The organism is Streptomyces sp. NBRC 110035, from assembly GCF_000829695.1.
GTDB lineage: Bacteria > Actinomycetota > Actinomycetes > Streptomycetales > Streptomycetaceae > Streptomyces.
On record NZ_BBNN01000027.1, the window covers coordinates 164,634 to 177,383 of the forward strand.

Annotated in this window: 13 protein-coding genes; 6 read left to right on the forward strand and 7 right to left on the reverse strand. The window is 74.4% G+C overall.

The features are described 5' to 3' along the window. Positions 1-2: 2 nt before the first annotated feature. Complete coding sequence (locus tag TU30_RS17735) at positions 3-578, reverse strand: hypothetical protein (protein ID WP_042171101.1); 576 nt, start codon at positions 576-578, stop codon at positions 3-5. Between the two features lie 165 nt (positions 579-743). Here TU30_RS17735 and TU30_RS17740 point away from each other — a divergent pair, with 165 nt between their 5' ends. Further along, positions 744-1,523, forward strand: coding sequence for an HAD-IIA family hydrolase (locus tag TU30_RS17740; protein ID WP_042171103.1), 780 nt, complete (start codon positions 744-746; stop codon positions 1,521-1,523). 30 nt (positions 1,524-1,553) lie between these two features. Here TU30_RS17740 and TU30_RS17745 read toward each other — a convergent pair whose 3' ends face one another. Further along, positions 1,554-2,360: a hypothetical protein gene (locus TU30_RS17745; protein ID WP_042171105.1), complete on the reverse strand. Its 807-nt coding sequence runs from the start codon at positions 2,358-2,360 to the stop codon at positions 1,554-1,556. Positions 2,361-2,482: 122 nt separating this feature from the next. Continuing rightward, positions 2,483-3,640, reverse strand: coding sequence for an ROK family transcriptional regulator (locus TU30_RS17750; RefSeq protein WP_107068493.1), 1,158 nt, complete (start codon positions 3,638-3,640; stop codon positions 2,483-2,485). Between the two features lie 109 nt (positions 3,641-3,749). On the opposite strand from TU30_RS17750, the gene TU30_RS17755 reads away from it, so the two are divergent. Together TU30_RS17755 and TU30_RS17760 are read left to right on the forward strand one after the other, a co-directional pair. Beyond that, positions 3,750-4,835 (forward strand): Gfo/Idh/MocA family oxidoreductase, encoded by a 1,086-nt coding sequence (locus TU30_RS17755; protein ID WP_042171110.1) that lies wholly within the window; start codon positions 3,750-3,752, stop codon positions 4,833-4,835. Next, on the forward strand, positions 4,832-5,341 hold the full coding sequence (locus tag TU30_RS17760) for a heme-degrading domain-containing protein (RefSeq protein WP_042171113.1): 510 nt from the start codon (positions 4,832-4,834) through the stop codon (positions 5,339-5,341). Before TU30_RS17755 ends, TU30_RS17760 begins: the two co-directional genes overlap by 4 nt. 84 nt (positions 5,342-5,425) lie before the next feature. Here TU30_RS17760 and TU30_RS17765 read toward each other — a convergent pair whose 3' ends face one another. The 3 genes from TU30_RS17765 to TU30_RS17775 all read right to left on the reverse strand — a co-directional run bounded on the left by TU30_RS17765 (position 5,426) and on the right by TU30_RS17775 (position 7,653). Continuing rightward, positions 5,426-6,283 (reverse strand): fumarylacetoacetate hydrolase family protein, encoded by an 858-nt coding sequence (locus TU30_RS17765; RefSeq protein WP_042171115.1) that lies wholly within the window; start codon positions 6,281-6,283, stop codon positions 5,426-5,428. A 169-nt stretch (positions 6,284-6,452) separates the two neighbouring features. After that, positions 6,453-7,166, reverse strand: coding sequence for a membrane protein insertase YidC (locus TU30_RS17770; RefSeq protein WP_042171117.1), 714 nt, complete (start codon positions 7,164-7,166; stop codon positions 6,453-6,455). Positions 7,167-7,335: 169 nt separating this feature from the next. Then, complete coding sequence (locus tag TU30_RS17775) at positions 7,336-7,653, reverse strand: DUF6412 domain-containing protein (RefSeq protein ID WP_107068494.1); 318 nt, start codon at positions 7,651-7,653, stop codon at positions 7,336-7,338. Positions 7,654-7,978: 325 nt separating this feature from the next. Between TU30_RS17775 and TU30_RS17780 the strand changes: the two genes are divergently transcribed. From TU30_RS17780 to TU30_RS17790, 3 genes are all read left to right on the forward strand, one after another. After that, entirely contained in the window at positions 7,979-8,998 is a 1,020-nt protein-coding gene (locus TU30_RS17780) for an SEC-C domain-containing protein (protein WP_042171413.1), read from the forward strand. Between the two features lie 168 nt (positions 8,999-9,166). Beyond that, on the forward strand, positions 9,167-10,003 hold the full coding sequence (locus TU30_RS17785; RefSeq protein ID WP_042171124.1) for an alpha/beta fold hydrolase: 837 nt from the start codon (positions 9,167-9,169) through the stop codon (positions 10,001-10,003). Positions 10,004-10,025: 22 nt separating this feature from the next. Then, positions 10,026-10,559, forward strand: a complete 534-nt coding sequence (locus TU30_RS17790; RefSeq protein ID WP_042171126.1) for a TetR/AcrR family transcriptional regulator — start codon at positions 10,026-10,028, stop codon at positions 10,557-10,559. A gap of 313 nt (positions 10,560-10,872) precedes the next feature. Here the strand turns inward: TU30_RS17790 and uppS are convergent, their stop codons facing one another. After that, positions 10,873-12,744 (reverse strand): polyprenyl diphosphate synthase, encoded by a 1,872-nt coding sequence (uppS, locus tag TU30_RS17795; RefSeq protein WP_078878335.1) that lies wholly within the window; start codon positions 12,742-12,744, stop codon positions 10,873-10,875. Positions 12,745-12,750 lie beyond the last annotated feature (6 nt).

Consider the following 12,750-nt stretch of genomic DNA (forward strand, 5'->3'; position numbering starts at 1 on the left):
CCTCAGCCGGTCGTCGTTCCACGGTTCCGGCGTACGCGGCCGCGTACGGCGGCTCCCGCCGCGGCTGCCGCGAGGAGCAGTCCGGTCAGCGTCTGCGCGACGCCCGGCCCGTCCTCGTCGGCGCCGGTGGCGGCCAGCGGGGAGGTGCCGCCACCGCCCGCGTCGACGGGGGCGACGGGCGAAGCGGGCGCGGCCGGCTCGCTCGCTTCGGCCTGCTCGGTGGGCCGGTCGCGGGCAAGGGCGGGGGCGGGGGCGACCGTGATCGTGCCCTGGCGGGCCCGCTCGCCGCAGTTGACCAGCACCGGGTACGTCCCGGCGGTGAGCGTGGAGCGGACCCGGCTCTCGCCGACGAGTACGCCGTCGGCGACGGTGAGCCGGACCTCGGAGACGAACGCCGAGGACACGGCGACCGCCGTCCGCTCGGCACACTCCGCCACCTCCAGGGTGACGTCGGTGCCGGGGGCGGGGGTGGTCGGCGTCACCGAGACGCCCGTGTCGCCGTCCACCGCGTACGCGGTCGGGGTGAGCACGGTGACGGCCAGGACTCCGCCACAGAGAGCGACTCGCAGTGAACCCATCGTGGACCTCCAGATACCGGGAGCCTCCCCCGCCGGGCGGGGCGCCGCACGCCCGAGGGTGCGGCGCCTGCTCCGTACGGGTGACGTCGGAGGGGGCCACTGTGCATAGCATGAGGTCATCCCCCCGGCCCACGAGCGGTACACGAACGGTAGGAGTCCCCCTCCATGACAGAGCGCAAGCCCATCGAATCGTGGCTCACCGACATGGACGGGGTGCTGATGCACGAAGGGGTGCCGGTCCCCGGCGCGGACGCCTTCATCAGGAAGCTGCGCGACTCGGGGCGGCCGTTCCTCGTCCTCACCAACAACTCGATCTACACGGCCCGGGACCTGCACGCCCGCCTGAACCGGATCGGGCTCGACGTGCCGGTCGAGAACATCTGGACCTCCGCCCTGGCCACGGCGACGTTCCTGGACACCCAGCACCCCGGCGGTACGGCCTACGTCATCGGCGAGGCCGGCCTGACGACGGCCCTGCACGACGCGGGCTACATCATGACCGACGCCGATCCCGACTTCGTGATCCTGGGCGAGACGCGTACGTACTCGTTCGAGGCCCTGACGAAGGCCATCCGTCTGATCGACAACGGAGCCCGGTTCATCGCCACCAACCCGGACAGCACCGGGCCGTCCCCCCAGGGCGCGTTGCCCGCGACGGGTTCCGTGGCCGCGCTGATCACGAAAGCCACCGGGAAGGAGCCGTACTTCGTCGGCAAGCCGAACCCCCTGATGATGCGCACCGGCCTGAACGTCATCGGGGCGCACTCCGAGAGCAGCGCCATGATCGGCGACCGGATGGACACGGACGTGCTGGCCGGGCTCGAAGCCGGGATGGAGACCTTCCTCGTCCTCACGGGCCTCACGGCGAAGGACGACATCGACCAGTACCCCTACCGGCCGACCAGGATCGTGGATTCGATCGCGGACCTGGTGGACCTCGTCTGAGACGACGGCAGCGGCGCCGCCGGGACGACGTCAGCGGCGCCGTCGCCCCAGCAGTACGGCCACGCCCCCGGCGGCCAGCAGCAGCGCGGTGGCCGCCAGGGCCGTGTCCAGCCCTCCGAGCCCGGTGCCGGAGAGTTCGTGGGCGGACGGGGGGTCACCGTCACGGGGGGCGGGAGAGGCGGGGTCCGTGCCGTCGGGGCCGGGGCCGGCGCCGGTGCCCGGGGCGTCGGCTTCCGGGGCGGACTCCGTTCCGGCGCCCGCCCCGGCGCCCGTCCCGATGCGGAAGCGGTACTCGTCCGACTGTCCGACCCAGTCGCCGTCGTCCTCGCGCCGCTGGACGACGGCGGCCGTGGCGACGACCTCCCCCGCCACGGTGTCGGACGTGAGGGCGAGCCGCAGTTTCACGGTGAGTGTCCGGCCGGCCCCGACGGTGAACCCCTCGAAGCCGGCGTCGTCGTCGGCGAGGGCACCGACGAGTTCGTCCTCGTCGGTGGTCTCGAAACGGACGGTGTGCGGCAGCTCCCGGTCCTGCGTGTAGAACTCCAGCAGCGGCTGCGAGGCCCGCAGCACCCGGTCGTCGTCGACGAGCACGACGACCGGGTGGATGCCGGCGCAGGAACGGCCGGTGGTGTTGGTGAGCTCGAGGTACCAGGTGCCGAAGCCGCCACCGGCCCGGTAGGAGTCGGGGCCGCCGTGGATGCGGGTGGTCAGCGGGAAGTCGGACTCGCCCGCGGTGGCGCAGGCGGGTGGCGGTGCTTCCGCGTGGGCCGGGGCCGCGCCGGGAAGGACCACGGCCACCACCGTCAGGAACAGGGACGCGGGCGTGCAGAGTCGCATGCCCTGTGGCCTTGCCGTTCGCCCGGCGGACACCACGGCAACGCCTCCGAACACCCCCGCACGGCGGCACGGTTCCCCCCGCTCGGCGGAGCCCGCCGGCCGTCCCTGCCCGCCGGCCGTCCCTACCCGTCGCCCCGTCCGAACACCGGGGCCAGGACGCACTGGGCGGCCCCCTCGGCGACCCGCTGCCCGCTCCCCCGGCGCCCTGTCCGGTTGTCGCCGGGCCCGGCGCCGTGCCCGCCCTCGTGCCCGGCGCCCGAGGCGGTCCGTACCGGGACGGGGGTCTCCCCGGTGCGCCGGGCGCGGGCCTCCAGGACCTCGCGTACGCCCCGTACGAAGGTCTCCGGGGCCGTCTCGACGATCCGGCCGCCGAGCAGGACGCGGTCGATGTCCAGCAGGCCGACCAGGTTCGCCGCGCCGGCGCCCAGGACCCGCGCGGCCTCGTCCGTGTCGCCCCTGGCCACCGCGCCCAGGCACAGGGCCTCGATGCAGCCCCGGTCACCGCAGCCGCAGGGCGGCCCGTCGAGCTGGAGGACCTGGTGACCGAACTCCCCCGCCCCGGTCCGCGGTCCCCGGTGCACGCTGCCGCCGATCACCAGCCCCGCCCCGAGCCCCGTACCGAGGTGCAGGTAGGCGAAGGAGCCGCCCTCGCCGCCGACGGCCAGGCCGAGCGCCGCCGCGTTGGTGTCCTTGTCGACGACGACCGGCACGCCCAGCCGCTTCGACAGCGCGTCCCGCAGCGGATACCCGTCCCACTCGGGGAAGCCGGTCACCCGGTGCAGCACGCCCCGGGTGTGGTCCAGCGGTCCGGGCAGTGCGATCCCGGCACCGAGGAGGGAGAGGCCACGGCGTCCGCGCACGGCCCGACCGTCCCGCAGTTCCTCGACGGCTCCGGCCACCCGGGTCAGTACCGCCTCCGCACCCGCGCCCAGGTCCAGGGGGGTGTTCCGCTCCCCCACGACCGTCCCGTCGAGGTCGACGAGGACGGCCCGCAGTTCGTCCCGGTCCAGGTGCACGCCCACCGCGTGTCCGGCCTCCGGCACCAGGCGCAGCACCGTCCGGGGCTTGCCCCCGGTGGACGCCCGGCGTCCCGCGTCCGCTGCGAGGCCGTCCGCCCGCAGCCGGGCCGTGATCTTGCTGACCGCCTGCGGGGTGAGTCCGGTCCGCTCGGCGATTTCGAGGCGGCTGATGCCCTCCGCTCCCGCGGTCCGCAGCAGGTCGAGCACGAGCGCGGTGTTGTGGCTGCGCAGGCCGAGCAGGTTGACCCCGCCGCCCGTCATGCCCGCGCCGCCCGCCCCGCCCCTGCCGTCCGGTCCGCCGTTCGTCCTGTTCACCCGCCCATTCTCTCCCGCGCTTGCACTTTCGCAACAGCGTTGCGAAAGTGGGGCCATGACTGGTACTCCCCTTCGCGTCGGCCTCGTCGGCTACGGCCTCGCGGGCTCCGTGTTCCACGCCCCGCTGATCGCCGCGACCGAGGGCCTCGCCCTCGACACGGTGGTCACCTCGAACCCCGAGCGGCAGCGGCAGGCCCGCGCCGCGTTCCCGGACGTCCGTGTCGCGGCCACCCCGGACGAACTCTTCGGGCGCGCCGACGAGCTGGACCTGATCGTCATCGCGTCGCCGAACAGGACGCACGTGCCGCTCGCCACCGCCGCCCTGGAGGCCGGCCTGCCGGTCGTCGTCGACAAGCCCGTCGCCGGTACGGCCGCCGAGGCCCGCGGGCTGGCGGCGCTCGCCGAGGAGCACGGCCTGCTCCTCTCCGTCTTCCAGAACCGGCGCTGGGACAACGACTTCCTCACCCTGCGCAAGCTGCTGTCCGAGGGCGCGCTGGGTGACGTGTACCGGTTCGAGTCCCGCTTCGAGCGCTGGCGGCCGAAGCCCAAGGGCGGCTGGCGGGAGTCCGGCGACCCCACAGACATCGGAGGTCTGCTCTACGACCTCGGCAGCCACGTCGTCGACCAGGCGCTGGTCCTCTTCGGACCGGTGACCTCCGTGTACGCCGAGACGGACGTCCGCCGCGACGGCGCGCAGGCGGACGACGACACGTTCCTCGCGCTCACGCACGCGAACGGCGTCCGCTCGCACCTCTACGTCTCCGCGACCACGGCCCAGCTCGGCCCGCGTTTCCGCGTCCTGGGCTCCGGGGCGGGGTACGTCAAGCACGGTCTCGACCCCCAGGAGGCCGCCCTCCGCGACGGCCTGCGCCCCGGGGCCGGTGCCGACGCGGGTGCCGGGTGGGGCATCGAGCCCGAGGAGCTGTGGGGCCGCGTCGGTTCCGGGGAGTCCCCGGTGACCGGTGGCGGCCGCGTGGAGCCGACCCTGCCCGGCGACTACCCCGCGTACTACGCTGCCGTGGCGAAGGCACTCCTGGAGGGCGGCCCCAACCCGGTGACCGCTCAGGAGGCCGCCGCCGCGCTGGACGTCCTGGAGGCGGCCCGCCGTTCGGCCGACGAGAAGGTGACGGTGACCCTGTGACGCAGCCCGGACCGCCCCCCGCCCCCTCCTCCCCCTCCTCCCTCACCGTCGAAGAGCTGGAGGAGCAGGAACGCCGTCTGGTCCTCCGCCGGTTCGGCCACGAGGACGCCTGGGCGCTGGGCTCGCTCCTCGTCGGTCTGGCCCGGGAGCGGCAGGCCCCCGTCGCCATCGACATCCACCGCGCCGGCCAGCAGCTCTTCCACGCGGCACTGCCCGGTTCGACTCCCGACAACGACGCCTGGATCGCCCGCAAGCGGCGGGTCGTCGAGCGGTACGGCTGCGCGTCGTACCTGGTGGGCGCCCGGTACCGGGCCAAGGGGACGACGTTCGAGGAGTCGTCGCGCCTCGACCCGGACACGTACGCGGCACACGGCGGTTCGTTCCCGATCATCCTCGAGGGCACGGGGGTGATCGGCGCGGTGACGGTCTCCGGCCTCCCCCAGCTCCAGGACCACCTCATGGTGGTGGAGGCCCTGACCCGCTTCCTGGACGCCGGCGCCACCTGACCCGTCCGACCGGCCGCGCGCTCCCCGCCCGCCCAGGGAGGGACGGAGGGGAGCGCGCGGCTGTGGGGCTGTACGACTGCGCGGCTACGCGGCGCCGAACACCTGACGCTGCCTGCCCAGTCCGTCGATCTCCAGCTCCACCACGTCCCCGGCCCGCAGGAACGGCTTCGGCTCCGGCTCCCCCAGCGCCACCCCCGCCGGCGTGCCGGTGTTGATGACGTCTCCCGGGTACAGCGTCATGAACCGGCTGACGTACCGGACGACCTCGCCCACCGGGAAGATCTGCTCGGCGGTCGTCCCGTCCTGCTTCAGCTCGCCGTTGACCCACAGCCGCAGCGCGAGGTCCTGCGGATCGGCGACGTCGTCGGCGGTGACGAGCCACGGCCCGAGCGGGTTGAACGTCTCGCAGTTCTTCCCCTTGTCCCAGGTTCCGCCCCGCTCGATCTGGAACTCCCGCTCGGAGACGTCGTGCGCGACGGCGTACCCGGCGACATGCGCGAGTCCTTCCTGCGCCGACTCGAGGTACCGCGCCGTACGCCCGATCACGACCGCCAGCTCGACCTCCCAGTCGGTCTTCGTGGACCCGCGCGGCACGAGCACGGTGTCGTGCGGCCCGACGACGGTGTCCGCCGCCTTGAAGAAGATCACCGGCTCGGCGGGCGGCTCGGCCCCCGTCTCGCGGGCGTGGTCGTGGTAGTTCAGCCCGATGCAGACGATCTTGCCGATCCGTGCCAGCGGCGGTCCGGTGCGCAGCCCCGCCGCGTCGAGCGCGGGCAGCCCACCGGCGTCGGCGGCGGCCCGGACGCGGCCGAGCGCCGCCTCGTCGGCGAGCAGCGCCCCGTCGATGTCGGCGACGAGACCCGACAGGTCCCGCAGGGTCCCGCCGGCGTCGAGCAGCGCGGGCCGCTCCTGTCCCGCCGGACCGACTCGCAGCAGCTTCATGAGACGTCTCTCCCTCGATAGCGGGTCCGCCCGACGGACACGGCCCGGATACGGCGGACGCCGCCAGGCACAGCCATCGGAGGACTGGTCGATCCTCCAAGGACGGCGTCCGGTCCGCAAGCCCCTGTTCACGTACTGGACCGGGCCGGGTGCGGTGGCCGGGGCGGCGTCACCGGTAGAGCACCGCCCGCTCCACCACGCCCCACGCCATGCTGGTGACCACGTACAGCGCGGCGGCCAGCGGCACGACGGCCACGGTGACGAGCGTGAAGAACGACAGGAACGGCATCACCTTGACCACCGCGCCCGTCCCCGGCACGGCGACGGGTCCCGCGCCGGTCGGGGCCGGGTTCGCCGCCATGGACTGCTTGGTGAGCCGACAGCTGAAGGCGGCGACCGCCACCACGACCGCGAACAGCCCGGCGTACACGAGCCCCGCCCCGCCGAGCGGGCCCCCGTCCTCCAACGCGTCGGCCCAGCGGCCGCCCAGCGGCGCGGTGAACAGCTCGTGGCCGAGCAGTTCGTTGGGCCGTCCACCGATCGTGGTGTTCGAGAACAGGTAGAACAGCAGGAAGAAGGCGGGCAGTTGGAAGAGGCTGGGCAGGATGCCGGCCAACGGCGACACCCTCTCCCGGGTGTGCAGCTCGAGGAGGGCCCGCTGGAGTTTCTCGGGGCTGCGGCCGTACCGGCGCCGCAACTCGGCGATCTTCGGCTGGAGCCGGGTCCTCGCCTTCTGCCCGCGTGCGGCGGCCCGGGACAGGGGGTGGACGAGGAGCCGTACGAGCGCGGTGAACAGGACGATCGCGGCGGCGGCCGCGGAGAGGCCGAACAACGGCTGGAGCAGGTCGGCCAGGTGCCCGACCAGGTGGGCGAAAACGGACATGGGTGGTGAGCCCTCCGGGGGTCTCGTCGTGCCGGAACGGAAGAACGCGATGACGGCATGGCGACCCGCACGCGGGCACGCACGGTGAAGGGACGGAAAGCCCTGGAAGGGCGGAAAGCCCTCACGGACGGCCGATGGGCCGCCCCGCAACCGGGTGTGTGTCGTGCCCTTAAGCGGCGGTCGCCAAGAGGGCGTGCCCGGGAGCTCTGGGCCGGGTGCGGCCCCTGGCGTCGGGGTCGCGCTGGGGCAGGAAGGCGGTACGCCGGTCACGGTCGCGTATCGCCGTGCGCACCCGGGTGGGCGGCACGACGGGAGCGCAGCGCGCGAGGACGACGGCGCACACGGTGAGCGTGGCGGCGGCAGCCGTGGTGGCGGCGAGCGCGACGGTGCCGGAGAGCCCGGAGAGACCGCCGGCGACCGGCAGCACGAGCAGGAGGACCTGGAGCAGCGGGAGCAGCACGGCGACCGCGGCGAAGGCACCGCGCAGGCCGCCACGGCCACGCGTCGCGGTACGGATCACTGACGTCCCCTCCCCCTGTCGCCCCGCACCCGGCCGGACCGAGCGCGGTCCTGCCGCCTCCCCCGCTCCAACGTCCGGTACCGGCACAACAGTTCCGCAGGCTTCGCCCACTTCCGTACGCCCCGGCACGCCTCCGCACGCCTCCGTCGGACGCCCGCCTGAACGGCACCTCGGTGGGCAGCTGCGGCGCATCGCCCCGGCGCGACCGCCCGGCCCCGGGCCCGCCCCCGGGGAGGCCTCCGGCCCGCGGCCGTCTCCTCCCATGTCACCGGTCGGCAGTACGGTGTCCTCCATGCGCCCCGACACGCCCGCCGAAAACGTCGACCACACCGCAGAAGCGGCACGCCTGGAGCGGACCGCCGGCCTGTATCCCCAGGACGCCGAAGCCCTGCTGCTACGGGCCGCCGCCCATCTCGAACTCTCCGGCGACCGCCCCGCCGCGGCCACCCTCTACGACCGGCTGCTGGCCACCGACGCGGAGCTGGAGAACCCGTACCTGGTCCGCGCCCTGAAGGCCTCGAACCTCTGGGAGTACGGCCACGAGGCGGAGGCCCGCGCCGTCATCGACGGCATCCGCACCGCGGCCCCGCGCGACCCGGCCCCCTGGGTGATCGTCGCGGAGTCCCTGGAGGCCCATGACGAGCTGGAGCAGGCGCACGAGACGTTCACGGAGGCGGTACGCCTGCTCCTCACCGACGTGCCGGAGCCCCCGGCCGCCGCCCACCCGCTCCTCTTCGGCCGCCACCGCGTGCGCAGGATGCTGGGCGCGGCGCACGACGAGTGGGACGCCCTGGCGGACTCCGTGCACACCCTGCCGATCACCCTGGACGAGCTCCACGACCCGAAGCGCGTGTGGTCGCTGGGCTCGGAGAACCCGGCGGAGCTGGAGGCGGAGATCAGCCGCCTGCGGGCGGAACTGGGCGCGTACCGGACGGCGCTGTCCCGCCCCTTCCCGGTGGCGGTCCTCCACTGGCCGACGGACGAACTGGCCGAGCTCCTGGGGGCGTACCCCGCCCTGGCCGGCGAGTACCCGTCGCACGAGGAGCACCTGGCCACGATAGAGACGGCCCTGCGCGAACTGGCCGCCTCGGGCACCCCCAACCTGGGCATCGTCACGGGCACCGTCCCCTCGTACGAGGCCTTCGCCGCCTCCGAGGGCACCGCCCCCGACGACACCGACCTCCTCCCGCAGTACGCCACCACCCTGGCGGCCCGGGGCCGCGCCCTGCCGTGGCCCCCGCCGCGGTCGGCCGCCTGCTGGTGCGGCTCGGGGCGGACGTACGGGCAGTGCCACGGCACGACGGAGGCGTGAGGGGGCACGACGACGGGGGGCACAGCGACAGAGGCACGGCGACAGGAGGAGCACGGCGCCAGGGGGGTACGGCGCCAGGGGGGTACGGCGCCAGGGGGATCCCATTGACAGGACTGGTTAATGAGATTAGCTTTTAGCTAATCGAGTTAGCCGAGCCTGGAGGCCGCCATGACCGAACACCTCGCCGTCGACGGCGGCACGCTCGCTTACGAAGTGGCGGGGTCCGGTCCGCTGGTCGTCCTCGCGCACGGCATGGGCGACAGCCGCGCCGCGTACCGCGCCGTGATCCCGCAGCTGGTGGCGGCGGGGTACCGGGTCGCCGCGGTCGATCTGCGCGGCTGCGGCGAGTCGAGCGCCGACTGGCCGGCCTGGAGCCGCACCGCCGTCGCCGGCGACCTGATCGCCGTCATCCGCCACCTGGGCGGCCCGGCCGTGCTCGTCGGCCACTCGTTCTCCGGCGGCGCCGCCACCATCGCCGCCGCGCGGGAGCCCTCGCTGGTCACCGCGGTGGTCGAGCTGGCGCCGTTCACCCGGGGGCAGTCGCTCCGCCTCGGTGACCTGCGGGTGCGGCGCTTCCGCCGGGGCATGCTGCGGCTGCTCGGCGCGGGCGTCCTCGGCAGCGTGCCGCTGTGGCGCTCGTACCTCGACGTGGCCTACCCCGGCGCGAAGCCGGCCGGCTGGGCCGAGCGGCTCGGCCGCATCGACTCCCTGCTGCGCGAGCCGGGCCGGATGAAGGCCCTGCAGGGCATGGGCCGCAGCGCCCCGACCGACGCCGGCGCGCAGCTCGGCGACGTCCGCTGCCCGGTCCTGGTCGTGATGGGCACGCTCGACCCCGACTGGGCCGACCCGCACGCCGAGGGGTCGGCGGTCGTCGACGCCCTGCCCTCCGGCCTCGGCCGCCTCGAGATGATCGAGGGCGCCGGTCACTACCCGCACGACCAGTTCCCCGACCGGGTGGCGTCGCTCGTGCTCGCCTTCCTCCGCTCGGACGCCGCCCGTGCCTAGGGCCGGCCTGGACCCGGCGGCCGTGGTCGCGGCCGGTGCCGCCCTCGCCGACGAGGTGGGCCTCGCCCACCTGACGATGGGTCTGCTCGCCGAGCGGCTGGGCGTGCGCACCCCGTCCCTGTACAAGCACGTGGGCGGCCAGGAGGACCTCAACCGGCGCATCGCGGCCCTGGCGTGCACCGAGGCCGCCGACGCCGTCGGCGACGCGATCCGGGGATACGCGGGCCGCGACGCCCTGGCGGCCGCGGCCCGCGCCTTCCGCACCTTCGTCCTGGAGCACCCCGGCCGGTACGCCGCGACGATCGGCGTGGAACCGTCCGGCCCGGACGACCCGGTCGCCACCGCGGGCCGGCGGCTGCTGGACTCGTTCACGGCGGTCCTGCGCGGCTACGAGATCGAGGAGGCCGACGTGGACCACGCCCTGCGCCTGCTCCGCAGCCTCTTCCACGGCTTCGCCACGCTGCAGGTGGCCCGTGGTTTCCAGTGGAGCACCGACGTCGACGAGAGTTTCGAGTGGCTCGTCGCCTTCACCGACCGGGGCCTGCGCGCCCTGTGAGAGCGCCTCCGCCGCCACCCCCGCGGCCGGACCGCCGTGGCGCCCGCCGCCCGCGCCTCGAGCACCGTGTCGGCGGTGCCACCGCCCCAGCCGGTCGGCCCGTTCGACGAGCACGGCGTTGGCCGCCGCGTACGCCTGCCGGCCGGCCGTTTCGCACGGGTGGACGAGGACCTCCCCGGCGGCTTCGAGGAAGTGGCCGAAGAGGGCGGCCCGGTCGGGCCCAGACCGGTCGGGAAGATCCGACTCACCGGCGAGAGCATCACGTCCTTCTGCGAACAAGCGAATTCACACCAGCCGATGGTTCCGGAACGGGTCAGCGTCGGGGGCCGGGTTGAGGGTGCGGAGACGAACGGCGGCTCTCGGGAGAGGCGAGGGGGGCGGGGACAGCGCCGTGGCGGCGTTGGCGTCGGCTGTACTCGGTGATGGCCTGCCACAGGTCTCGTCGGTCGTTGTCGGGCCAGTAGCCAGGGGTGAAGTACCGCTCGGCGTAGGCGGCGTGCCAGGGCAGGAAGTTGGAGGTGCGCTGTTCGTTGCCGGTGCGCCACAGCAGGTCCACGTCCGGCATGTCGGAGTGGGGCAGAAGGCGGGCGAAGTCGTCCTCGCCGAGGAGGTGGGGGTCCACTTCACCTTCTCGGGCTGCCCGGGCCAGTGCCGCGGCGGTCCGGGTGATCTCGTCGCGGCCGCCGTAGTCGAGGCACAGGGCAAGGGTCAGTCCGGTGCGGTTGCGGGTGCGGTGCTGCTCGCGCCTGAGGGCACGGACGAGGTCCTCGGGCAGTTTGTCGGGACGACCGGACCAGCACTGGCTCACGTCCAGGTCGCGGAGGGGCCCCTCGTCGAGTTCGCGTCGGACTGCCTCCAGGATCGTGGCGATCTCCCCTGTGCCGCGTTTCCAGTTCTCGGTGGAGAACGTGTAGAGGGTCAGGTGGCGCAGCCCGATCTCCAGGGCGCCGTGAACCATCTCGTGCACGGCGGCGGTGCCGACGCGGTGGCCTTCGTGCCGGGGCAGGCCGCGCTGCTCGGCCCAGCGGCCGTTGCCGTCCATGATGACCGCCACGTGGCGGGGCATCCGGTCGGCGGCGATCCGCGGGGGCCGAACGCCGTCGCGGTGCGGTGGCGGGGGCCGGAGACCGGCGTCCTCGGGCGCCTGGCCCGGATCGCTCGACTCCACCGCGGGGGGCCGGGGGCCCGGCACGGTCAGGGGGGTCAGGCGCCAGGCCAGGGCCGCGCGGAGGTGGGCGGGGGCCAGTACGCGGGCGCGGGCCACGGCGGAGGGGCGTGGGGAGCGCTTCAGCAGGGTGGGGCCGGCCGCGTTGATGGCGTCGAGTTGGGCGCGCATCAGGTCGGCCGCCGTGTCGAGCACGGTGGCGGGGCCCGGGTGCATTCCTCTCGTCATGGCGGGCTTGGTCACCCGTCGGCGGGCCAGGGCTGTCAGTTCGGCGATCAGGGCCGCCACGGCTGGACTCCAGCGCCCCTCGACCAGATCCGCCTCTGCGCCGGGGAAGGGTTCCAGCGCTTCCTGCGGCAGGAACAGGTGGCCCTGGGCGAGGTCGGTGCTCAGGTCGGTGAGGATGTCGGTGAGCTGGGCGCCGTCGATGAAGTGTTCGTAGTCGGCCTGCCGGTCCAGCCGGAGCGTCATCGGCGCGCCGGCCTGCTCGAACAGGTGCCGTACCTGGTCGACCCAGGGCACGACTCCCTCGGTGCACCCGGCCCGCCACGCGGCCCAGTCGGGGAAGCGCGGACCGTGGGCGTCGTCCCGTGTCCTGGCCATCGCGCCCTGCAGGCTGGTCAAGTCCAGATGCCACCGTCCTGCCGTGTCCACCAGGGCATACCGGACCGGGTCGGTGCTCGTGCCCGCCCGCGTGTCGTGCTTCAGTGCCCTGGTCCACGCCTCGACGCGGGCCGCGCGCCGGGCCGGCCCCACATCCGGTTGGTCCGCCGGGTCGTCAAGGACGCTGGCGGCCGCCCAGAGTGCCCAGCATGCCGGGCGCAGGATGGCCGGCATCAACTGGATGAGGGCGTGGATCCCGGGATCATGCTGCCGTGTGGTGCGGCGGCACAGCCGGTACGCCGCACGCAGGGCGGGGTCCTCGCCCTGCAGCGCACGGGGGGTGACCCGGCTGCGCCGCGCGTGTCCGGCCGTGTCGAGGGGCGCGGGGGCGGGGGCGGGCTGCGGTGTCGTGCACATCTCGGG